This window comes from Amycolatopsis sp. DG1A-15b (genome assembly GCF_030285645.1).
GTDB lineage: Bacteria > Actinomycetota > Actinomycetes > Mycobacteriales > Pseudonocardiaceae > Amycolatopsis.
Genome location: NZ_CP127296.1, coordinates 10,071,552 through 10,093,005, shown reverse-complemented (window position 1 = coordinate 10,093,005; position 21,454 = coordinate 10,071,552). Strand labels below are relative to the sequence as shown.

General features: G+C 72.4%; 19 protein-coding genes and 1 pseudogene. 8 read left to right on the top strand and 12 right to left on the bottom strand.

Features of this window, described 5'->3' with window-relative positions; genetic code table 11:
• Positions 1–22 precede the first annotated feature (22 nt).
• From QRY02_RS46925 to QRY02_RS46900, 6 genes are all read right to left on the bottom strand, one after another.
• Entirely contained in the window at positions 23–1,036 is a 1,014-nt protein-coding gene (locus QRY02_RS46925; protein ID WP_285989131.1) for an ABC transporter permease, read from the bottom strand.
• The gene (locus tag QRY02_RS46920; RefSeq protein WP_285989130.1) at positions 1,033–2,556 is read right to left on the bottom strand and encodes a sugar ABC transporter ATP-binding protein; all 1,524 of its coding nucleotides are present in this window, start codon (positions 2,554–2,556) and stop codon (positions 1,033–1,035) included. The genes QRY02_RS46925 and QRY02_RS46920 overlap by 4 nt, the downstream gene beginning before the upstream one ends.
• Entirely contained in the window at positions 2,553–3,584 is a 1,032-nt protein-coding gene (locus QRY02_RS46915) for a sugar ABC transporter substrate-binding protein (protein WP_285989129.1), read from the bottom strand. Before QRY02_RS46915 ends, QRY02_RS46920 begins: the two co-directional genes overlap by 4 nt.
• Before the next feature lie 63 nt (positions 3,585–3,647).
• Positions 3,648–4,391: an SDR family NAD(P)-dependent oxidoreductase gene (locus QRY02_RS46910; RefSeq protein ID WP_285989128.1), complete on the bottom strand. Its 744-nt coding sequence runs from the start codon at positions 4,389–4,391 to the stop codon at positions 3,648–3,650.
• Positions 4,384–5,688 (bottom strand): enolase C-terminal domain-like protein, encoded by a 1,305-nt coding sequence (locus tag QRY02_RS46905; protein WP_285989127.1) that lies wholly within the window; start codon positions 5,686–5,688, stop codon positions 4,384–4,386. Before QRY02_RS46905 ends, QRY02_RS46910 begins: the two co-directional genes overlap by 8 nt.
• Before the next feature lie 2 nt (positions 5,689–5,690).
• The gene (locus QRY02_RS46900; protein WP_285989126.1) at positions 5,691–6,542 is read right to left on the bottom strand and encodes a fumarylacetoacetate hydrolase family protein; all 852 of its coding nucleotides are present in this window, start codon (positions 6,540–6,542) and stop codon (positions 5,691–5,693) included.
• Between the two features lie 208 nt (positions 6,543–6,750).
• Between QRY02_RS46900 and QRY02_RS46895 the strand changes: the two genes are divergently transcribed.
• Complete coding sequence (locus tag QRY02_RS46895) at positions 6,751–7,956, top strand: multidrug effflux MFS transporter (protein ID WP_285989125.1); 1,206 nt, start codon at positions 6,751–6,753, stop codon at positions 7,954–7,956.
• On the opposite strand, the gene QRY02_RS46890 is transcribed toward QRY02_RS46895, so the two are convergent.
• Complete coding sequence (locus QRY02_RS46890) at positions 7,946–8,200, bottom strand: hypothetical protein (protein WP_285989124.1); 255 nt, start codon at positions 8,198–8,200, stop codon at positions 7,946–7,948. The genes QRY02_RS46895 and QRY02_RS46890 overlap by 11 nt on opposite strands.
• Before the next feature lie 54 nt (positions 8,201–8,254).
• On the opposite strand from QRY02_RS46890, the gene QRY02_RS46885 reads away from it, so the two are divergent.
• Positions 8,255–8,974: a MerR family transcriptional regulator gene (locus QRY02_RS46885; RefSeq protein WP_285989123.1), complete on the top strand. Its 720-nt coding sequence runs from the start codon at positions 8,255–8,257 to the stop codon at positions 8,972–8,974.
• On the opposite strand, the gene QRY02_RS46880 is transcribed toward QRY02_RS46885, so the two are convergent.
• A complete protein-coding gene (locus tag QRY02_RS46880; RefSeq protein ID WP_285989122.1) occupies positions 8,967–10,190 on the bottom strand; it encodes an NAD(P)/FAD-dependent oxidoreductase in 1,224 nt (407 codons plus the stop codon). The two genes, QRY02_RS46885 and QRY02_RS46880, sit on opposite strands and share 8 nt — an antisense overlap.
• 206 nt (positions 10,191–10,396) lie before the next feature.
• Between QRY02_RS46880 and QRY02_RS46875 the strand changes: the two genes are divergently transcribed.
• From QRY02_RS46875 to QRY02_RS49020, 4 genes and pseudogenes are all read left to right on the top strand, one after another.
• Positions 10,397–10,597 (top strand): hypothetical protein, encoded by a 201-nt coding sequence (locus QRY02_RS46875; RefSeq protein WP_285989121.1) that lies wholly within the window; start codon positions 10,397–10,399, stop codon positions 10,595–10,597.
• A 59-nt stretch (positions 10,598–10,656) separates the two neighbouring features.
• Positions 10,657–12,636, top strand: a complete 1,980-nt coding sequence (locus QRY02_RS46870) for an SDR family oxidoreductase (protein ID WP_285989120.1) — start codon at positions 10,657–10,659, stop codon at positions 12,634–12,636.
• Positions 12,637–12,936: 300 nt separating this feature from the next.
• The gene (locus QRY02_RS46865; protein ID WP_285989119.1) at positions 12,937–14,715 is read left to right on the top strand and encodes a hypothetical protein; all 1,779 of its coding nucleotides are present in this window, start codon (positions 12,937–12,939) and stop codon (positions 14,713–14,715) included.
• Between the two features lie 130 nt (positions 14,716–14,845).
• Positions 14,846–14,969: pseudogene (locus QRY02_RS49020) on the top strand (IS982 family transposase); the annotation flags it as partial.
• 73 nt (positions 14,970–15,042) lie between these two features.
• On the opposite strand, the gene QRY02_RS46860 reads toward QRY02_RS49020, so the two are convergent.
• Both QRY02_RS46860 and QRY02_RS46855 read right to left on the bottom strand, forming a co-directional pair.
• Positions 15,043–16,194 carry an FAD-dependent oxidoreductase gene (locus QRY02_RS46860; RefSeq protein ID WP_285989118.1) on the bottom strand — a complete coding sequence of 384 codons (1,152 nt, stop codon included), beginning with the start codon at positions 16,192–16,194 and terminating at the stop codon, positions 15,043–15,045.
• 96 nt (positions 16,195–16,290) lie between these two features.
• Positions 16,291–17,613, bottom strand: a complete 1,323-nt coding sequence (locus QRY02_RS46855) for an aminotransferase-like domain-containing protein (protein WP_285994111.1) — start codon at positions 17,611–17,613, stop codon at positions 16,291–16,293.
• Between the two features lie 71 nt (positions 17,614–17,684).
• On the opposite strand from QRY02_RS46855, the gene QRY02_RS46850 reads away from it, so the two are divergent.
• Positions 17,685–18,341, top strand: a complete 657-nt coding sequence (locus QRY02_RS46850) for an O-methyltransferase (protein ID WP_285989117.1) — start codon at positions 17,685–17,687, stop codon at positions 18,339–18,341.
• A 1-nt stretch (position 18,342) separates the two neighbouring features.
• Here the strand turns inward: QRY02_RS46850 and QRY02_RS46845 are convergent, their stop codons facing one another.
• Together QRY02_RS46845 and QRY02_RS46840 are read right to left on the bottom strand one after the other, a co-directional pair.
• Positions 18,343–20,253 (bottom strand): transglycosylase domain-containing protein, encoded by a 1,911-nt coding sequence (locus tag QRY02_RS46845; RefSeq protein ID WP_285989116.1) that lies wholly within the window; start codon positions 20,251–20,253, stop codon positions 18,343–18,345.
• 72 nt (positions 20,254–20,325) lie between these two features.
• Positions 20,326–21,045 carry a FadR/GntR family transcriptional regulator gene (locus tag QRY02_RS46840; RefSeq protein ID WP_285989115.1) on the bottom strand — a complete coding sequence of 240 codons (720 nt, stop codon included), beginning with the start codon at positions 21,043–21,045 and terminating at the stop codon, positions 20,326–20,328.
• Positions 21,046–21,189: 144 nt separating this feature from the next.
• Here QRY02_RS46840 and QRY02_RS46835 point away from each other — a divergent pair, with 144 nt between their 5' ends.
• Positions 21,190–21,420, top strand: coding sequence for a hypothetical protein (locus QRY02_RS46835; protein ID WP_285989114.1), 231 nt, complete (start codon positions 21,190–21,192; stop codon positions 21,418–21,420).
• Positions 21,421–21,454 lie beyond the last annotated feature (34 nt).

Here is a 21,454-nt window from a genome sequence, read left to right as displayed (position 1 = left end):
TCGGATCTCCACGGGGTGAGCGTCAGGTTTGGGGCTTTCCGCCCGCGTACCGGGCGATGATCAGCGCGACCAGGATGATGGCGCCGTAGATCGCCCCCTGCCACTCCGCCGTGACGTGCGCGTAGTTGAGCAGGCTGGCCACCGACGCCAGCAGCAGGACGCCGGTGAGGGCGCCGACCAGGGTGCCCTTGCCGCCGTCGAGCGAGACGCCGCCGATCACCGCCGCCGCGAAGACCTGCAGGATCATCCCCGAGCCCTGGTTCGCGCCCAGCGCCCCGACGTAACCCGTGTACGCGAGCCCGCCGATCGCCGCCAGAATCCCGGCGACGACGAACACCGCCCACGCGATCCGGTCGACGCGCACCCCGGCCGCCCGCGCGGCCTCTCGGTTGCCGCCGATCGCGTACAGCGCGCGGCCGACGCGGTGGTAGCGCAGCACCCAGCCGGCGATCGCGAACAGCGCCGCCGCCAGCCAGACCGACATCGGCAGCCCGAGGAACGTCGTCGTCGCCAGATCGGTGAACGAGTCCGGCAGGTTGAACAGCGTCTTGCCCTTGGTCGACCCGACCTGCACCCCGCGCAGCACGGTGAGCATGGCCAGGGTGACGATGAAGGCGTTCAGCTTCAGCTTCACGATCAGGAAGCCGTTGACGAACCCGACCAGCGCCCCGCACAGCGGGATCACCAGCAGCCCGGCCGCGGCGGGCAGCTCGACGCCGAAGCCGGCCGACGCCGCCGGGATCACGACCATCGCGCCCAGCGCCGGCGCCAGGCCCATCGTCGATTCCAGCGACAGGTCGAACTTCCCGGTGATCAGCACCAGCGACTCGCCCAGCACGACCAGCGACAGCGCCGCCGACGCGGTCAGGATGCTGACGATGTTGCTCCAGCCGACGAAGGTGTCGTCGACCAGGCCGCCGATGAGGAACACGACGACCAGGGCGGGCAAGAGCGCGAGTTCACGCAGCCAGACGGCCTTGCGGCGCCGCGGTGGCGCGGGCAGCTCCGTCTGGGGAGAGGTCATCACGTCGGTCACGAAAGCTCGACTCCTTCGATGTCGGCCACGAGGTCGCCGTCGGACCACCCGGCCTGGTGTTCGGCGACCACGGCCCCGGCGCGCAGCACCAGGACCCGGTCGCTCAGGCGCAGGTCGTCGAGCTCGTCGCTGACGATCAGCACCGCCTTGCCCTCGGCGCGCACCCGGTCGACGACCGCGAGCAGCGCCTCCTTCGACTTCACGTCCACACCCGCGGTCGGGTTGATCAGCACGACCACCCGTGGATCGCTCAGCAACGCCCGCGCCAGCACGACTTTCTGCTGGTTGCCGCCGGACAGGTCGGAGACCGGCTGGTCGGCACCCGCGGCCACGATGTCGTAGTCCTTCAGGGCCTGCGACGCCTTCGCGTACCGCGTGGCCGGGGACGCGATCCCGCCGCGGCCCAGCTTGTCCAGGATGGACAGGGTGGCGTTGTCCGCGATCGAGTGCGCCAGCACCAGGCCTTCGTGGTGCCGGTCGCGCGGCACGCACCCGATCCCCGCCCGCAGCGCCGCCGGGATGTCGCCCGGCCGCAGCGGCGAGCCGTCGACGCGGATCGTGCCCGCGGACGGTGTCCGCAGGCCGTAGACCGTCTCGGCGACCTGGTGCTTCCCGCTGGCGTTGCTGCCCGCGAGCCCGACGACCTCACCGCGGCGCAGCCGGAAGGAGACGTCACGGAAGCCGTCACCGGCCAGCCCGTCCACCGAAAGGATCTCGTCCGCGCCGGCGTCGAGGGCCTCCCGCGAAGCGGCGTCCCGCACCGACAGGCCGCCCGGCTCGCCCGTCATCGCGTCGACCAGCTCGGCCTTGCCGACCTCGGCCACGGGTGCGGTGAGGACGTGCTTCGCGTCGCGCAGCACGGTCACCGCCTGGCAGACCTCGTAGACCTCGTGCAGGTGGTGCGAGATGAACAGGAACGTCACCCCGCCCGCCTGCATCTGGCGCATCCGCTCGAAGAGCCGCTCGATGGCCTGGCTGTCCAGCTGCGCGGTCGGCTCGTCGAGGACGATGAACCGGGCACCGTAGGACAGCGCGCGGGCGATCTCGACGAACTGCCGGTCCTCGACCGACAGGTCCCCGGCGGGGGTGTCGACGTCGACGTGCACGTCCCACGAGTCGAGCAACTCGCGTGCCTTGCGCCGCAGGGACTTCCAGCCGATCGAGAACCCGCCGCCCGCCTGCCGGTTGAGGAACAGGTTCTCGGCGACGGTGAGCTGCGGGACGACCATCGCGTGCTGGTACACGCAGGCGACGCGCGCCTTCCAGTCGTCCTGTTTGGACAGTGGCGGGGCCGGCCGGCCGCCGAACTCGACGTGCCCGGTGTCCGTGGCGGACAGGCCGGTGAGGATGGAGACGAGCGTCGACTTGCCGGCCCCGTTGCGCCCGACGAGCGCGTGCGACTCGCCGGGGTGCACGGTGAGGCTGACGTCGTGGAGCGCCACGGTGGGGCCGTAGCGCTTTCCGACACCTGCAGCGCTGACCACCGGGACGGCGGATTCGCCGGCGGGCAGCGCGGTCACAGGTTGTTCCCCCAGAGGGCCTTGTCGTCCACGTTGTCCTTGGTGATGACGGGCGCGGGCAGCTGGTCCTCGAGGATGCCGGGGCTGATCTCGACGATGGTGCTGTCGTGGTCGGTCGGGCCCGGCTTGAACGTCTCGCCCGCCATGGCCTTCTTCAGCCAGTACAGGCCGTACTTCGCGTAGGCGTCGGCCGGCTGCGACACGGTGGCGTCCAGCTCACCGGCGCGGATCGCGGCCAGCTCCTGCGGGATGCCGTCGTTCGAGACGAGCACGATGTGCTTCGGGTCCCCGACCGGGAAGAACAGGTTCTTCCGCTTGAGCGCCTGCTCGGTCGGGGCCAGGTAGACGCCGCCGGCCTGCATGTAGACGCCCTTGATGTCCGGGTTCGCCGTCAGCATGCTGTCCAGCCCGGAGGACGCCTTGTCGGCCTTCCACTCGGCCGGGATCTCCAGCACCTGGATGCCCGGGTACTTCTGCTTCATGCAGTCGCGGAAGGCTTCCGAGCGGTCGCGGCCGTTGACCGAGGCGAGGTCGCCCATGATCTGCACGACCTTGCCGGACTTGACCTTCTCGCCGATCGCTTCGCAGGCTTTGGTGCCGTAGGCCTTGTTGTCGGCGCGCACCACCATGGCGACCTTGCCGCTCTCGGGGGCGACGTCGACCGCGACGACCGGCACGCCCTTGTTCTCCGCCTGCTTGAGCCCGGCGACGATGGCCGCCGAGTCCAGCGGCGTCACGACCAGGCCCTTGACGCCCTGGTTGAGGAAGGTGCCGATGTCGGTGATCAGCTTCGCGGGGTCGCTGTCGGCGTTGACCGTCGGGAGGACGTCGACGCCCTCTTCCTTGGCCATCTTCGGCACGTAGTTGTTGTAGGCCTGCCAGAACGGCGAGGTCAGCAGGGGCAGCGTCGCGCCGACCTTGCCGCCCGCGCCGCCACCCGCCGCGGGCGCCGACGCGTTGTCCTTGGTGGACCCGCAGGCGGCCAGTACCAGGCCGCAGACGGCGGCCGTGGCGGCCACCTGGATCACCCTGTTTTGAAATACCACAGCGCGCACCGCATCCTCCTTGATGACAGCGGAAATCAAGTCTGTTTACTGCTGAACCGGGCCGCGAGGACGCAGGCCGTACATGCCGCCGTCGACCGCGAGCGCGGTGCCGGTGGTCGAGGCGGACAGGGGGCTCGCCAGGTAGGCGATCGCGTTGGCGACCTCCTCCGCGGTGACCAGCCGGCCCATGGGCTGGCGGGCCGCGAGGGCCGCGCGTTCGGCCGCCGGGTCGTCGGCGGCGTCGAGCAGCCGGCCCACCCACGGGGTGTCCGCCGTGCCCGGGCACACGCAGTTGACGCGGATCCGGTCGGGCAGGTGGTCGGTCGCCATGGCCAGGGTCAGCGAGAGCACCGCGCCCTTGCTGGCCGAGTAGAGCGCGCGGTTGGGCAGGCCGGCCCAGGCCGCGATGGAGCAGGTGTTGACGATCGCCGCGGACGGCGAGTTCCTGAGGTGCGGCAACGCGGCCCGGGCGAGCCGGACCATGCCGAGGACGTTGACGTCGAGCACGCGATGCCACTCGTCGTCGCTGTTGGCGGTGACGTCGCCCTGCGCGCCGATGCCGGCGTTGTTGACGAGGATGTCGAGACGGCCGAAGCGGTCCACGACGGCATCGATCGCCGAGCGGACCTCGTCGTCCGAGGAGACATCGCAGCGGAAGCCGTCGTCTCCGGGCTTGAGGTCGAGGACCGCCACCTGGGCGCCGCGTCCGGCCAGCAAGGTCGCGACGGCCTGGCCGATGCCCGAGGCGCCTCCGGTGACGGCGGCCACCAGGCCCTCGAATTCACTCACTTGCGGACTCCGTCCACTCGGGACCGTCCGGGAAGCGGAACCGGCGCAGCGTGGCGTCGTGCATGCGCGCGGAGAACCCGGGGGCGGTCGGGGCGAGGTAGCGGCCGCGCTCGACGACGGCCGGGTCGGTGAAGTGCTCGTGCAGGTGGTCGACCCACTCGATGGAACGGTCCGCGTCGGTGCCGGACACCGCCACGAAGTCGAACATCGACAGGTGCCGGACGAGCTCGCAGAGCCCGACGCCGCCGGCGTGCGGGCACACCGGGACGCCGAACTTCGCGGCCAGCAGCAGGATCGCCAGGTTTTCGTTGAAGCCGCCGACGCGCGCGGCGTCCAGCTGGAGCACCGAAATGGCGTCCGCCTGCAGCAGCTGCTTGAACATCACGCGGTTCTGCACGTGCTCGCCGGTGGCGATCTTGATCGGCGCGAGGGCCTTGGCGATCGCCGCGTGGCCGAGGATGTCGTCCGGGGACGTCGGCTCCTCGATCCAGTACGGGTCGTAGGGCGCGAGCTCGGTCATCCAATCGACGGCCGCTTGGACGTCCCAGCGCTGGTTGGCGTCGACGGCGATCCGGATGTCCGGCCCGACGGTCTCCCGCGCCAGTTTCATCCGCCGGACGTCGTCCTCGAGGTTGCCGCCGACCTTGAGCTTGATCATCTCGAAGCCGTCGGCGACCGCCTGTTCGGCGAGCCGCACGAGTTTGGCGTCCGCGTAACCGAGCCAGCCCGGGGACGTGCTGTAGGCGCAGTAGCCGTGCGCTTCGAGCTGCTTCTCCCGTTCGGCACGACCGGGTTCCGCCCGCCGCAGGATCTCCAGGGCTTCGGCCTCGGTGAGCGCGTCGGACAGGTACCGGAAGTCGACCAGTGACACCAGTTCTTCGGGCGTCATCCGCGCCGCGAACTGCCAGACGGGGAGGTTCGCGCAGCGGGCGGCGAGGTCCCACGCGGCGTTGACGATCGCCCCGACCGCCATGTGCGCGACGCCTTTTTCCGGGCCCAGCCAGCGGAACTGCGAGTCGCCGACCAGGGTGCGGGACAGGTCACCGAGCGCGGCCGCGTCGGCCGGGACGTCCCGGCCGACGACGTGCGGGGCCAGCGCGCGGATCGCGGCGGCCTGCACGTCGTTGCCGCGGCCGATGGTGAACGCGAGGCCGTAGCCGTCCGGGCCGCCGTCGGCGTGCAGCACGACGTAGGCGGCGGAGTAGTCCGGGTCGGGGTTCATCGCGTCCGAGCCGTCGAGCTCCTTCGACGTCGGGAACCGGACGTCGAGGACCTCCATGCCGATGATCTTCGCCATGGTCAGGCCTGCCTCGCGGTCTGGCGCTGCCGGCCGAGCCCGTCGATCTCGAGCTCGATGACGTCGCCGTCGCGCAGGTACGGCTTCGGGTCGGGCTGCCCGAGCGCGACACCTTCGGGGGTACCGGTGTTGATCAGGTCACCGGGCCGCAGCACCATCACCTGGCTGAGGTGGTGCACGATCTCGGCGACGCCGAAGATCATGTCCTTGGTGGACGAGTCCTGCTTCTTCTCGCCGTTGACCCACAGTCGAAGGCCGAGGTCCTGCGGGTCGGGCACCTCGCTCGCGGGGACCAGCGCCGGGCCGAGCGGGTTGAAGTTCTCGCACGACTTGCCCTTGTCCCACTGGCCGGTGCGGAACTGCAGCGCGCGCTCGGAGACGTCGTTCGAGACGACGTAACCGGCGACGTACTCCAGGGCTTCGTCGACACTCTCGAGGTAGCGGGCGGTCTTGCCGATGACGACGCCGAGCTCGACCTCCCAGTCGGTGCTGACCGACCCGCGCGGGATGAGGACGTCGTCGCCGGGCCCGACCACGACGTCCGGCGCCTTCATGAAGACGACCGGCTCGGACGGCGGCGTCGCGCCGGTTTCCTCGGCGTGGCGGCGGTAGTTCATGCCGATGCAGACGACCTTGCCGGGCTGGGCGATCGGCGGGCCGACGCGCAGGCCGGTCTCCGAAGCCGCCGGCAGCTCGCCGGCGGCGAGCGCGGCGGCGGCTCGCGCGATCCCGTCCGCGGCGAGGAAGCCGCCGTCGATGTCGGCGGTGAGGCCGCCCAGTTCGTAGGTCGTGCCGTCGCCGGCGCGCACGAACGGACGCTCACTCCCCGGCTCCCCGAGACGCACAAGCTGCACGGATGTTTCCCTTCACCCACACCGACCAGACATCCGATGTATAGCGCAGTCGTGACCGCCGATCCAGAGCCATCGCCGAATCGGCTGCAAAATTGATCGGATCAGTAGCGGTTGCCGAGTCGGGTGACCACGGCGTGTCACCGATCACAGCCGGAATAGCACCGGGACTGCGCCCGCTGGTCCCGGGTGAGGGGGCGAAAGGACGCGCATGACCATCACGGCGGAACGTACCGCGCCGAGCCGGCGGGCGCAGCTGAAGTTCGTCCTCGTCCTGGGCGGCCTCACCGCGTTCGGGCCCCTGTCGATCGACATGTACCTGCCCGCGCTGCCGCGGATGGCGACCGACCTGCACGCGGCGGACAGCACGGTCCAGCTGACGCTCAGCGCGTTCATCGTCGGGCTGGCCCTGGGCCAGCTGGTGCTCGGCCCGCTGTCGGACGCGCTGGGCCGCCGTCGCCCGCTGCTCGCCGGGCTGGCGCTGTACATCGTGGGCTCGGTGCTGTGCGCGGTGAGCCCGGACGCACTCCTGCTGGTCGCGGCGCGGTTCGTGCAGTCCCTCGGCGCCGCGGCGGGCATCGTGATCGCCCGCGCCACCGTGCGGGACCTGTTCTCCGGCACCGCGATGACGAAGTTCTTCTCGACGTTGATGCTGGTCAGCGGGCTGGCCCCGATCCTGGCGCCGCTCATCGGCGGGCAGCTGCTGAACTGGACGTCGTGGCGCGGGGTGTTCGTCGTGCTGACGGCGTTCGGCGCGCTGCTGCTGGCCGTGGTGGTGTTCTTCCTGCCGGAGCCGTCCCCTGCGCGGTCCTCCCTGCGGCTCGGCCGGGTGATGCGCACCTACGCCCGCCTGGCGCTGGACCGTTCGTTCGCGGGCTACGCGCTGGCGTCGGGACTGCTGTTCGCTTCGATGTTCGCCTACATCTCGGGCTCGTCGTTCGCGCTGCAGGGCGTGTACGGGCTCAGCCCGCAGGCGTACAGCGTGGTGTTCGGGGCGAACGGCGTCGGGATCGTGCTGGCCGGCCAGCTCAACGGCCGTCTGGTCGGCCGGATCCGGGAGCGGGCGCTGCTGCGGTCCGGCCTGCTGCTCGGCGTGGCCGGCGGCGCTTTGGTGCTGGCCTCGGTGCTCTTCCGGGCGCCACTGGCGCTGCTCCTGGTGTCGCTGTTCCTGCTGGTGTCGAGCATCGGCCTGGTGATGCCGAACGCGAGTTCACTCGCGCTGGCTTCGCACGCACGCTCGGCCGGAGCGGCTTCGGCGCTGCTGGGCGTGCTGCAGTTCGTGGTGGGCGCGGTGGCGACGCCGCTGGTCGGCCTGGGCGGACCGGGGACCGCGGTGCCGATGGCCGCGACCATGGCCGGGTTCGCCGCCCTGGCGCTCGTGGCGTACCTGGCGCTGACCCGCGAAGTCACTTCCTGAGCAGGCGCTCCAGCTCGTCGCCCGCCGGTTCGTGGCCGGCGTCGGCGATCCGCTGCAGCTCCAGCAGGTCGCCCGCGGCGACCGCGCGCCGGGTGAGCAGGGCCCCGGCTCGCTCGCAGCCTTCGTCCAGCAGCTCGCTCAGCTCCTCGACGTCCCCGCGGGCGTCGGCGAGGTCGGCCAGCCGGTCGAGCGCGGTTTCGTTGCCCTCGTCGGCCAGCGCGCGCAGCGTCTCGTGGTCGGTCATGGACCCAGCATGCAACCTTGCCCCTGGGGCAAGGTCAAGTGCGAGGATGGCCGGGTGCTCACCATCGGACAGCTCGCCGGGTGCGCCCGCGTGACGGCCAAGACGATCCGCGTCTACCACGCGAAGGGCCTGCTCCCCGAGCCGGAGCGCGACAGTTCCGGTTACCGCCGGTACCGCGCGTCCGACGCGGTCGAGCTGATCAAGATCCGCACGCTCGCCGAGGCCGGCGTCCCGCTGGCCCGCATCCGCGAACTCCGCTCCGGCGACGGCCTCGCCGCGGCGCTCCGGCAGATCGACGACGACCTGGCCGCCCGGATCGACGGCTTGCAGGCCACCCGGGAACGGCTGCGGCGCCTGGCTTCCGGCCGGTTGTCACCCCTGCCGGACGAGGTGGTGGCGTACCTCGCCCGGCTGCCGGGCCTCGGGTTCAGCGAGCACTGGGTGACGCTGCAGAGCGACCTCTGGCTGCTGGTGTTCGCCACCCAGCCGGAAACGGCTCGCACGAACTTCCGGGACCAGTCGGCGATGCTCGACAACCCGGAACTGCTCTCCCTGGTCCTCGAGTACGACCAGGTGCACGACCTCGACCCGCACGACCCGCGCGTCGACGCGCTGGCCGACCGGCTCGTGGCCGCGACCCGGGCCCGCTACGGCGCGGAACTGCCCGCGTACGAGCGGGGTACGGCGATCCCGGCGCTGGTGCAGGGTGCGGTGAACGCGTCGTCCCCGGCCTGGCGACGACTCGACGCCCTCCTGCGGGAACGCCTCAGGTGAGCGACGCCAGGTCCGCCGTCTTCAGCTGCTCCGCCGTCACCTTCGCCTGGCCGTCGACCAAGGCGCCCAGCGCGTCGCCGTCGTCCCACATGTTCACGTTCATCGCCGCCGCCACTTCGCCCTCGCGCAGCCAGAACGCCGTGAACTCGCGGGCAGCCAGGTCGCCGCGGATCACCAGTTCGTCCGACGCCGGGTCCGCCAGGCCGCGGTACTCGCAGCCCAGGTCGTACTGGTCGGTGAAGAAGTACGGCGAGGCCAGGAACGGCTCGTTGCCGCCGAGCAGGTTCTGCGCCACGTGCGCGCCCTGGTCCTTCGCGTTCGCCCAGTGCTCCACGCGGATGCGGCGCCCGAAGCGCGGGTGGAAGTGGGCCGCGATGTCGCCCACCGCGTAGACGTCCGGCGCCGACGTGCGCAGGCCCGCGTCCACGGCCACCCCGCCGTCGTCCGCCAGCTCCAGGCCCGCCGCGTGGGCCAGCTCCACCCTCGGGGCCGCGCCGACCGCGATCAGGACCACGTCCGCCGTCAGCTCTTCGCCGCCGCTCAAGCGCACGCCGCGGACGCCGTCCGGGCCGCCCATGATCTCCGCGACCTGCTCGCCCAGGCGGTAGTACACGCCGTTCGAGACGTGCAAGTCCCGGAACACCCCGCCGACCGTCTCGCCGACCACGTTCGCCAGGGGCACCGGCACCGGGTCGACGACCGTCACCTCCGCGTGGTGCGTCCGCGCCGCCGCGGCCGCTTCGGAGCCGATCCAGCCGGCGCCGACGATCACCACGCGTTCGGCCGCGATGAACGCCGAACGCAGCTTGAGCGCGTCGTCGAGGGTGCGCAGCGTGAACAAACCGGGCAGGTCGCCGCCGGGCACCGGCAGCCGGCGCGGCCGGGAGCCGGTCGCCAGCACCAGCCGGTCGTAGCGGTGTTCGCCACCCGCGTCGTCGAGCACCAGCCGCGCGCCGAGCTCGATCCGGGTCGCCGTGACGCCGGCGCCGAAGCGGATGTCCTTCTCGGCGTAGAACTTCTCTTCGTGCACCCAGTCGGGTTCGTCGGCATTGCCCAGCAGCACGCCCTTCGACAGCGGCGGAAGTTCGTACGGGCGGTGCGGGTCCGAGCCCAGCAACAGGATTTCGCCGCTGTAACCGCGTTCGCGCACCGCGGCCGCCGCGGACGCCCCACCCAGGCCCGCACCGACGATGACGATCTTCCGCGGTTCCGACATCCATACCTCCCAGAGACGGCTCGTGAACCGGACGCTACTCCCGAACCGGCCACGCCACGACCGGTGACTACGCCGAAAAGCCGCGAAGCGCAAGACAAAACTCGCGAGTAGGCAGATCGGGTGAACCAGCGTCATAGCGCCGCCGGGGTCCGCTCCCACCCTCGCACGAAGCACGACCACGACAAGGGAATCGGAGGGCGGCGACCATGAGTCGGGGCGAGTGGTCGATCGGCTGCCGGGATCTGGCCGGCAGGCGCAGGGATGTGACGGTGTTCGTCAGCGACGACAAAGTGGTGCTGGTCGCGCCGCCGGGCGAAGCGGCGGTGCTCGGGCCGCTCGACGTCGGACGGCTGCGGGCCGCCCTGCGGGACGCGGTCGTGGCGACGGCCGACGAAGAAGAAAATTGACAACTATCGTTCCTACTTTCCAGTAGGTTAGAGTCGGTCCCGACCAGAAGGGACCGGCCATGACGACCTACTTCGTGACGGGCGCGACGGGCTTCATCGGAAAACGCCTGGTCGCCCGGCTGCTGAAGCGGCCCGAGACGTCCGCGGTGTACGCGCTGGTGCGGGAGACCTCCCGCGAGCGCCTGGCCACCTCGGCGCGCGACTGGCCTGGCGCGGACAAGCTGCACCCGGTGCTCGGCGATCTCGCCGAACCCCGGCTCGGTGCCGACCCCGCCGAGCTGCCCCACCTCGACCACGTCGTCCACCTCGGCGCGATCTACGACCTCACCGCCGGCGAGGAAGCCAACCGGCGCGCCAACGTCGAGGGCACCCGACACCTGCTCGCCTTCGCCGCCGCGGCACGGGCCGGGCTGGTGCACCACGTGTCGTCGATCGCCGTCGCCGGGGACCACGCCGGGCGGTTCACCGAAGCCGACTTCGACCTCGGCCAGCGCTTCGGCTCGCCGTACCACGCGACGAAGTTCCAGGCCGAAAAGCTCGTCCGCGAGCAGCCGCTGCCCTTCCGGGTCTACCGGCCCTCGGCCGTCGTCGGCGACTCGCGCACCGGCGAGATGGACAAGGTCGACGGGCCCTACTACTTCCTCCCGGCGATTTCGCGGCTGGCGGCCCTGCCCCGGCGGCTCCCCCTGGCCGCGCCCGACCTGGGCGCCACGAACCTGGTGCCGGTCGACTACGTCGTCGAGGCGATGGAATTCCTGATGCACCGGGACGCGCCCTCGGGGACGACCTACCACCTCGCCGCCGCGCGCCCGCAGTCGCTCAACTCCGTCTACAACGCCTTCGCGCGCGCCGCGGGCGGACCGGTGATCCGGGCCGTGCTGCCCGCCGGGCCGTCGGGCGCGCTGCGGCGCGCGGGCGGCCGCCTGGCGCACGCGGCCGCGGCCGGGATCGACCGCGTGCCCGGCGGCCGGGGCGCCCGCGCGGCCGTCCTCGAAGAGCTCGGCGTCCCCCTGGCCGTGCTGCCGCACCTGACCACGGACGTTGTCTTCGACACCGCGCGCACCACGACGGCGCTGTTCGGCAGCGGCGTCGAGCTCCCCGGGCTGCGGGACTACGCGGCGCCGCTCTACCGGTACTGGCAGGCCCACCTCGACCCCGACCGCGCGCGCCGCACCCACGGCCTGGCCGGGCGGACGGTGCTGATCACCGGCGCGTCGTCCGGGATCGGCCGCGCGTCGGCGCTCGCCGTGGCCCGCAAGGGCGCGAAGGTGATCCTCGTGGCACGCCGCGCTTCGGAGCTCGAAGAGGTGCGGGCGGAAATCCTCGCGGCCGGCGGCACCGCCGCGGCGTACCCGTGCGACCTCACCGACGGCGACGCCGTCGACGCGCTGGTCAAGGACGTGCTCGGCGACCACGGCGCGGTGGACGTGCTGGTGAACAACGCCGGCCGGTCGATCCGGCGCTCGGTCGCGCTGTCCACGCAGCGGTTCCACGACTTCGAGCGCACGATGGCGATCAACTACTTCGGCCCGGTGCGGCTGATCCTCGGCTTCCTGCCGTCGATGGCCGAGCGCCGGTTCGGCCACGTCGTCAACGTCACGACCCAGGGCCTGCAGACCGACACCCCGCGCTTTTCGGCCTACCTGGCGTCGAAGGCGGCACTGGAGGAGTTGGGGCTGACGGCCGGGCGCGAGACGCTCTCGGACGGCGTCACGTTCACGTCGGTGCGGATGCCGCTGGTCCGGACGCCGATGATCGCGCCGACCGGCTACCGCGGGATCCCCTCCAGCAGCCCGGAACGCGCCGCGGCGCTGGTGGTGAAGGCGTGCGAAGAGCGGCCGGAGATCCTGAGCCTCCCCGAAGGCCGCGCCGCCGAACTGGCGACGCTCGCCGCGCCGCGGCTCGCCCGGTTCGCCGCGCACCTGGCCTACCGGGCGATGCCGGAGTCCGCACCCGAATCGCGCGGCCTCCCCCGCCGGTCCGCCCCGGCGTCGGTCGCGGCGGCGGTGACCCGGCTCATCTGGCGCCGTCGTGCCTGATTTCCGCGAATTCCGCCGAAACGGTGGCACGCGCGCGACGGTACTTCTACCCTCGCGCGAGTCCCGTGCACCCGTGCGGGCTTCAACTGGGGAGTTCGAAATGCCGGTATTCAGCGTGTTCAGCGCAACGCAACGCAGCGCCGCGACCGACAAGACGGCCGTGATCGGCACGGCGAGATGAGTCCGGCGAACGCCGCCCCGGCGGATCGGGGCGGCGTTCGCACCGGTCCGCCGGGCGCGGCGGACCGGCCGCTACCATCGCTTCCCGGGTGTGATCGAGAGCGGGAAGGCGGGCGGCGCGTGGACGTGGCGAGTCCTGCGCACGTCGTCGCGACGCCGGCGCCCGGCAGGCAGACCCGGCCGCTGCTGCGCTGGAGCGTCCACGCCGCCTGGGTGCTGCTGCTCGCGCTGGCCACCGAACTCCGCGTCGGCCGCTTCGGCTTCCACCCCTCCGACCAGGGTTTCATCCTCGCCCAGGCGTGGCGCGTGCTGCACGGCGAAGTCCCGCACGCCGACATCATCTCCGCCCGCCCGCTGGGGTCCGCGGTGCTGCACGTCGCCGACTACGCGCTGCCGATGCCCTTGTTCTTCGGCTCCAGCTTCCTGGCCATGGTCGAGATCACCGTGGCCACGATCGCGTTCGCCACGCTGCTCACGCGGCGCCGGGTGCTCGAGTGGGGCCCGGGGATGACGGCGCTGGTCGCGGCCGCGTCACTGATCAACCTCAACGCGTTCCCGCTGATGGCCTGGCACACCGTGGACGGCATCTTCCTCACCGCGTGCGGCGCCTGGGCCCTGGACGCGGGCCTGCGCACCGGCCGCGCGCTCGCCCGCCGCGGCGGGCTGGCGCTGCTCGGCTGCGCGGTGTTCGTCAAGCAGAGCTTCGTGCTGGCCGTGGTGATCGGCCTCGTCTGGCTGGTGCTGCACCCGGCGACGAGGACAGGCGCGCGCCGCGCGGTCCGGCTGGTCCTCGACCTCCTCGCGCTCGGCGCGCCCGGCCTGGCGTACGTGACGTGGGTGAGTCTCGGCGGCGGCTTCACGGAGATGGTCGAGCAGCTCACCGGCGGCCTGCCCGCCTACGGCGAGCGGCTGCTCGGGCTCTGGCTCGACGATCCGGAGGTGCTGACCAGGGCGCCGGTCCGGGAGCTGGGCTTCTTCGCCGCGATCGCCGTGGTGCTCCTGGCCGTCCGGCTGCCGGGTGACCGGCTGGGCGTGGCCGGGCGGGTGGCGTCCTGGGTGCTGGTGCTCGCCGGCGCCACGGCCGTGGTCTGGACCGTCGTCGACGGCCGGTTCACCGGGTCCACGCGCTGGGCGGACGTCCTGTGGTGGATCGTCGCGGTCAGCGTGCCGGTGAACGCGGCCGTGCGGCGGAAGGTGCCCTGGGCGGCCCTGCTCGTGCTCGCCACCGGGTTCATGATCAGCCTGTCCTGGGGCAACGACACGCCGACGCTGCTCTGCGGCACCCTCGCCCTGACGACGTTGCTGCTGCTGGGCCAGCTGGTCCCGCCCCGCCCGCGGCCGGTTCCCCGCTGGGTGACGGCGACGGCCGGGTGTGTGGCGGTGGCGGTCTGCGGCTGGGTCGTCGTGGCCCGCCACGACGAGGCGGCCTACCTCGACGTCGCCCACGACCGGCTGACCGAGGACCTCGGCGCGGTCACCCCGGCGATGGCCGGCATCCGCACGAACCCGTCGACGTTCACCTTCGTCCGGCAGATCCGCGACTGCCTGGACCGCTTCCCCGCCGCGCGGACGGCGATCCTGCCGGACAGCCCGTTCGCCTACCCCGCGTTCGGCCTGCGCAACCCGTTCCCCCTCGAATGGCCGCTCCCGCTGGAGATCATCGGCGACGCGCCCGCGCGCATGCTGGCGAGGACGGACGAGCTGAACCGCGAAGGCGGCTACCTGGTGCTGTTCCAGACGGATTCGTACCGGATGCTCGCCACGGGCGGCCCGGTGCCGGAGTCGATCCCGGCCGACACACCGGTGTTCGACTACCTGGGGCTGGAGAAGGCGATCCAGGCCCGGCTCACCGGGCGGGCCGTGACCTGCGGCAGCTTCGTCGGGAAGTACGCCCCCTAGACGAGTGAGTCCTAAGTCCGGGCGGTGTTGCGTCAAGATCGATGACCACCTCGGCCAGCCCGCCCGGACCGGACGGCCACCGCGGCTGACCGATGCCGAACTGCTCATTCTCGCCGTGGCCCGGCCTTGCCAGGGCTACGTCTCCCGCGAACTCGGACAGCTTGCTCACCGAGCGCGGAGTGCGACTGCCGCGGCCGTCATATCGCAACCGCACCCCACACCCGGCCGAGCACCTGCTCCAACCGGTCCGGCAGCCGCCGCCATCCGGCACAACCGCACCACCGCCCGGGCCGTGACCTGCGGCAGCTTCGTCGGGAAGTACGCCCCCTAGGACTCCCGCACGGCGCCGGTGAAGGCGGCGAACGCGTCGAGCAGCACCTGGGCGGTGTCCTCTTTCTCCACTCCGTCCAGGAGCTCGCCGAACTCGGCGCTCTCGGCCGCGACCTTCGCGCTGCGCGGGAACATGGCCTGCTCGTACTCGGTGAACGCGGCTTCGGCGTCGCCGGGGTGCGCCGCCAGCGCCAGGCCGAGCTCGGCGCCGTCGAGCATGGCCAGGTTGGCTCCTTCGCCGTTGGCCGGCATGAGGTGGGCCGCGTCGCCGACCAGGGTCACCCCCGGCACCCGGTCCCACCGGTGCCCGATCGGCAGGGTGTAGTGGGGCCGCAGGACCGGCGGGGTGTCGCCGTCGGTGATCAGGGCAGTGAGTTCCGGCGCCCAGCCGTCGAACTCTTCCGCGACTCGCGCGGCGGCCGCGGCCGCGTCGGTGAAGTCGATCGCGTCGAACCACTCCGCGGGGCGGATCAGGGACACGTAGGTGTGCAGCGTGTCCCCGCTCTCGCGGTGGGCGTGGATCCCCTGGCGCGGGGCGGGCGCCATCATCGAGCCGCCCCCGACCGTCTTCGCGGCGACCGGGTGGCGGGTGTCGGCGTCGAAGAGGTAGATCTCGACGAAGGCTTCGCCGACGTACTCGGGCTTCGCCGCCGACAGCAGGGGCCGGATCCGCGACCACGCGCCGTCCGCACCGGCCAGCAGGCTCGTCACGACGGTGCGGCCGCCGGCGAAGGTCACCTCGTGACGGCCGTCGCCGAGTGCACGGGCCCCGGTCACCTTGTGTCCCCAGTGGACAGTGCCGTCCGGGAGCGCGTCCAGCAGCATCCGCCGCAGTTCGCCGCGCTGCACCTCGGGGCGGCCGCCCGTGCCGTCGTCGGGCCGGTCGGCCAGCACGGTGCCGTCCGGGTGGAGCACCCGCATCGCCTGCCTGCCCTCCAGCACCAGGCCGCGGAATTCGTCCATGAGCCCGGCCGCCTCGACCGCGAGCTGGCCGTTGTAGTCGTGGATGTCGAGCATCCCGCCCTGCATCCGGGCCATCGGGGACGGCTCGGCCTCGTACACCGTGGCCGGGATGCCGTGGACGTGCAGGACGCGGGCGAGGGTGAGGCCGCCGAGACCGGCGCCGATGATCGTGACCGGGGTGTGCATGCGTGCTCCTTCGGGTTTGCCGTTGCGACACCCGAAGGCTGGCGAAGATCACTGGCGGCCGGCGCACACCGCGCTGGCACGCGCTGGCAGCACCTGTCAGTCCGCCAGCAGGTCGTCCGGGCTCCCGCTCGCCAACCCCGCCAGGACGTCGAGTGCCGAAGCGAGCGTCTCCACCGGTGGGGCCGACACCGCGATCCGGACCGCGTTCGGCGCGTGGCCCGGCAGGACCGCGAACGCCGCCGCCGGGGACAGGGCGATCCCCCGCCGGGCCGCCGCCGCGACGAACGTCTCCGCCCGCCAGCGGTCCGGCAGCTCCCACCAGCGGTGGTACGACGCCGGATCACCGCGCAGGCCCGGCAGCTTCTCCGCCACCACGGACGCCCGCGCGGCCGCGTCACGGCGTTTCGCCGCCTCGATCCCGGCCAGGGTGCCCGTCACGATCCACTGCGTCGCCGCCTCGACGGCGAAGCGCGACGCGCCCCAGGCACCCGAGCGCACCGACGACGCCAGCCGGGCCGTCCAGGCCGGTGGCGGCACCAGGAAGCCCGCCGTCAGGCCGGGCGCGACCCGCTTCGACAGGCTGTCGACGAACACCGTGCGCTCCGGCGCGTACGCGGCGAAGGGGCGGACGTCGTCGCGCAGGAACGTGTAGATGCCGTCCTCGATCACCGGCAGGTCCAAGCGGCCCACGACCTCGGCGAGCTCGGCGCGGCGCCGCGGCGGCATCGTCGTGCCGAGCGGGTTGTGCAGCGTCGGCTGGACGTAGAGCGCGCGCACCGGGCCGGCCGCGGCAAGCGCCTCCGGCACCAGCCCCGACTCGTCGGTTTCGATCGGCACGAGCTCCACGCCGAGCCGTGACGCGAGGGCCTTCACCACCGGGTACGTCAGGGATTCCACCGCGAGCCGCTCGCCGACCGGGACGAACGCGGCGATGGACGCCGCGAGAGCCTGCCTGCCGGTGCCGGTGAACAGCAGCGTCGCCGGGTCCGGGCGCCAGTCGCCGCGGGCGAGCAGGCCGGCCACCGCGTCCCGGGCCATCGGGGTGCCCGCGGCGCCGATCGGGTGCAGGGCCGCGGTCAGGACGTCGGCGCGCAGCAACGGTTCGAGCGCGCGGGCCAGCCGCGCGGACTCCTCGGGCAGGACGGCGAAGTTGAGCTCGAGGTCGACGCGGGCGCCGCCGGGCTCGGCGAGCGCGGGTTCGGGCGGCGGCTTCGTCGCGCGGACGAAGGTGCCACGCCCGACCTCGCCGACCGCCAGGCCGCGCCGGACGAGCTCGCCGTAGACGCGGGCCGCCGTGGAACCGGCGATGCCGCGCTGGCGGGCGAAGCGGCGCTGCGGCGGGAGCCGGTCGCCGGGGCGGAGGCGGCCGGCCTCGATGTCGGCGGCGATGGCGTCCGCGACGACGCGGTAGTCGTCCATGGTCACCTTCCCGCCGGAAACGCTCTCGGCGAGCATGATCCCACCCGGGCTAGATTGGCCTCGGAGGTGCCATGACCGACCAGATCTGGACCGAAGTCGACGACTACCTCGCCGGCGCGCTGCTCGCCCCCGACCCGGTGCTCGACACGGCGTTGGCCGACGCCGACGCCGCCGGGCTGCCGCACATCGCCGTCGCGCCCAACCAAGGCAAGCTGCTCAACCTGCTGGCCCGGCTCGCCGGGGCGCGCTCGATCCTGGAGATCGGCACGCTCGGCGGGTACAGCACCATCTGGCTCGCCCGCGCGCTGCCCGCCGGCGGCAAGCTGGTGACCTGCGAGTACGAGCCGAAGCACGCCGAGGTCGCGCGGGCCAACCTGGCGCGGGCGGGGTTCGGCGAGGACGTCGTGGACATCCGCGTCGGCGCCGCGCTCGACACGCTGCCGGCGCTGACCGGGCCGTTCGACTTCGTATTCATCGACGCCGACAAAGCCAACCTCGCCAACTACGTGCGCGCCTCGCTGGCGCTGGCGCGGCCGGGCACGGCGATCGTCGTCGACAACGTCGTCCGGCAGGGCCGGGTGGCCGACGCGGGCAGCGACGACCCGAACGTCCGCGGCGCGCGCGAAATGTTCGACCTGCTGGCCGCCGAGGACCGGATCGACGCGACCGCGATCCAGACCGTCGGCGGCAAGGGGTACGACGGGTTCGTGCTCGCCCTGGTCCGCTGACTCACCGCACGGGCCGCGGGCTGCCCGGGGCGGGCCGGACCGGCAGTCCCCGGTGCGCGTCCGTCATGAACGCGCGCCAGATGTCGGCCGGGACGACGTCGCCGGTCAGCTTCCGGCCGCTCGCGTCCTTCAGCCGCCGGTCGTCGTCGGAGCCGACCCAGACCGCCGTCACCAGCTGCGGGGTGTAGCCGACGGCCCAGGCGTCCTGGTAGTCCGGGCTGGTGCCGTGCTCGGCCTCGCCGGTGCGCAGCGCGGCCGGGCGGCCGCCGGGCAGCACCGTGCCCAGAGTGCCGGTGACCTCGGCGGCGACGCGTCGGCTCGCGTCGTCGTCGCCGAACGCCGGGCGCGTGGTGTCCGGGTTTTCCCAGACGACCGAGCCGCTTTCGTCGCGCACCTTCGTGACCAGGTGCGGGGTGGCGCGCCGGCCTCCGGCGGCGAAGGTCCCGTAGGCGCCCGCGACGTCCAGCGGCCGCAGCGGGTACCGGCCGATGGCGATGCCCGCCCCGATCAGGAAGCCGTCCTTTTCCCGCAGGGTCGGGACGCCGTCGACGGTGTCCGGGATGCCGGCCTGCCGCGCGGCTTCGCTCACCGCGTCCGGGCCGAGCTTCTTCGCCAGCGCGATGAACGGGCCGTCGGCGTGTGTCGCCATCGCCGAACGCGGGGTGCACTTCGGGCCGCAGACGTCCGGGTACTGGAAGTTCTCGCCGAGGAACTCCAGCTTCGACGGCGACGGGATCGGCCGGTCCGGGCCGTAGCCTCGGCCCAGCGCCGCGGCGAGCGTGAACGGGTGGAACGCCGTGCCGAGCGCGTGCGGGCTGCCCGCGTAGTCGCGGACGCCCTGATCACCACCGTAGTAGGCGCGCACGGCCCCGCTCGCCGGGTCGATCGCGATGACGGCCCCGCGGAACTCTTCCGGTTCGCCGTCCAGCCGCTCCCGGAGGGCTTTCTTCGCGGCGTCCTGCCGGCTGCGGTCCAGTGTCGTCTCGACGGTCATGTTCCCCTGCTGGAGCCGGCCGAGCGGGAAGCCGTCCTGCTCCAGCTCCGCGAGGACCTGCTGCTTGACGTGGAACTCGTCGTAGGTGACGCGGCCGGCGCGGGTCTCCGACGGCGGCTGGATCTCGTTGCCGGGGTAGGCCATCGCTTCGTCGTCCGTGACGTACCCCCGGCCCACCAGCTTGTCGCGCACGTACTGCCAGCGCCGGGCGGCGTGGACCTCGCCCGAGGCGGCGGGGTCGTGGACCGACGGCGACTGGATCATCCCGGCGAGGAAGGCGGCTTCGCTCCAGGTGATCGAGTCGTCGAGCTTCTTGCCGAAGTAGGCGTTCATCGCCGCCGCGGGGCCGAACGTGCCGCGGCCGAAGGAGATGATGTTGACGTAGCTTTCGAAGATCTGTTCCTTCCCCTGCTCCTGGGTGATCTTCGTGGCCAGCACGAGCTCGGCGAACTTGCGCCCGAGCGTCGCGTCTTCGTCGCCGGTGGACTTCTTGATGTACTGCTGGGTGATCCCGGATCCGCCGCCGACGCCGGTGAGGAACGCGCGGCCGATGCCGGTCGGGTCGAAGCCCTGGTTGTCCCAGAAGGTCGGGTCCTCGGTGGCGATGATGGCGTCGCGCAGCTTCGCGGGTATTCGCGAGTAGGGGACGAAACTCCGGTCGCCGTCGGCCGGGATCACCTTGAGCAGCTCGGACCCGTCCGCGTACTTCAGGACGACGGTCTTGCCGAGGCCGGCCAGGACGTCCTGGGGACTGCGGACGTCGAGCACGAGGTAGGCGACCCAGAAGGCGATCAGCGGGCCGCCGACGAGGACCCCCACGGTCCAGCCGGCGATCCGCCGGACGCGGCGCCATCTCCACCGGCGAGGGGTGTCCGGCTTCGCGGTGGTTTCGGGGTCTTCCTCCGTCGAAAAGGTCACGAACGGATGACGGCCGGACGGGTGACAAAGTTCTGGGACAACCCGGCCAAGGTTGTTCGAATCCTGTGAAGCTCAGGAAAGAAAGGCGCGCAGCAGCGAAGCCGTGCCTTCGATGTGCTCCGCCATCGCCCGGCGCGCCGCGGGTGCGTCGCCGGCCAGTATCGCGTCCACGATCGCCTCGTGCTGGGCGTTCGAGTGCTCGAGGTTGGGCGGGAGCAGGGGAATCCGGTCGAGCAGCTGGTTGACGCGGGTGCGGGCGTCGGCCATCGCCGTGGTCAGCGAGCCGGACGCGGTCACCTCGGCGATGGCCAGGTGCAGCCGCGAGTCCTTGCGGCGGTAGTCGTCGAGGTCCGCGCCCGCGGCCTCGGCGAGGGTGCCGGTGAGGTGCTGCCGGTCGGCCGGGCTCAGCGACCGCGCGGCGGCCATCTCGGCGGCCCCGGTCTCGAGGACGTAGCGGAGGCTCAGCGCGTCTTCCAGCGAAACGGTGTCGACCTTGCCGCCGGGCTCGGGCGGGGCGGGCAGGGTGTCGTGCACGAACGTGCCGCCGTAGCGCCCCCGCCGTGACTCGACGTAGCCGGCGTCGGAGAGCGCCCGGATGGCCTCGCGCAGCGTGACGCGGCTGACGCCGAGCCGTTCGGCGAGTTCGCGTTCGGACGGGAGCCGCTCCCCCGCGCCGACGACACCCAGCCGGATCGCCTGCAGCAGCCGCTCGACGGTCTCCTCGAAAGCGTTGCCGGTGCGGACCGGCCGGAACAGCGCTTCGCCGGCATTCACCACCGAGGTCGACTCCATCCCGCGAGTCTAGGCGCCGTACGGCAGCGGCGGTCACACTGTGTTCCTGGCAGCTGTTCCCAGCGGCTGTTCTCGGCGGGCCGTTCTCGGCGGCTGTTCGCCGCGCGGAAAACCGGTGGATCCGGACGGCCACGGTGAGCGACGATGGAGCGACCGACACCGAACATCGACGCAGGGGGCGATCCGGTGCACTTTCTGATGGCCGAGGACCTGGTCCACGAACGGGAGACCGAGTTGCGCCACGGCGTGCGCAACCGCCCACCCGGCCGTGCGACGCCGAGGCGCCGCACGGGCACGAGGAGACAGCAGTTCGGCTGGACGCTCGTCGAGGTGGGGCTGAAGCTGGCGGTGGAGCCGGAGGACCGGCCGGAGTGACGGCGCGCCGATCGCCACTGCCGCCGATCGGCAC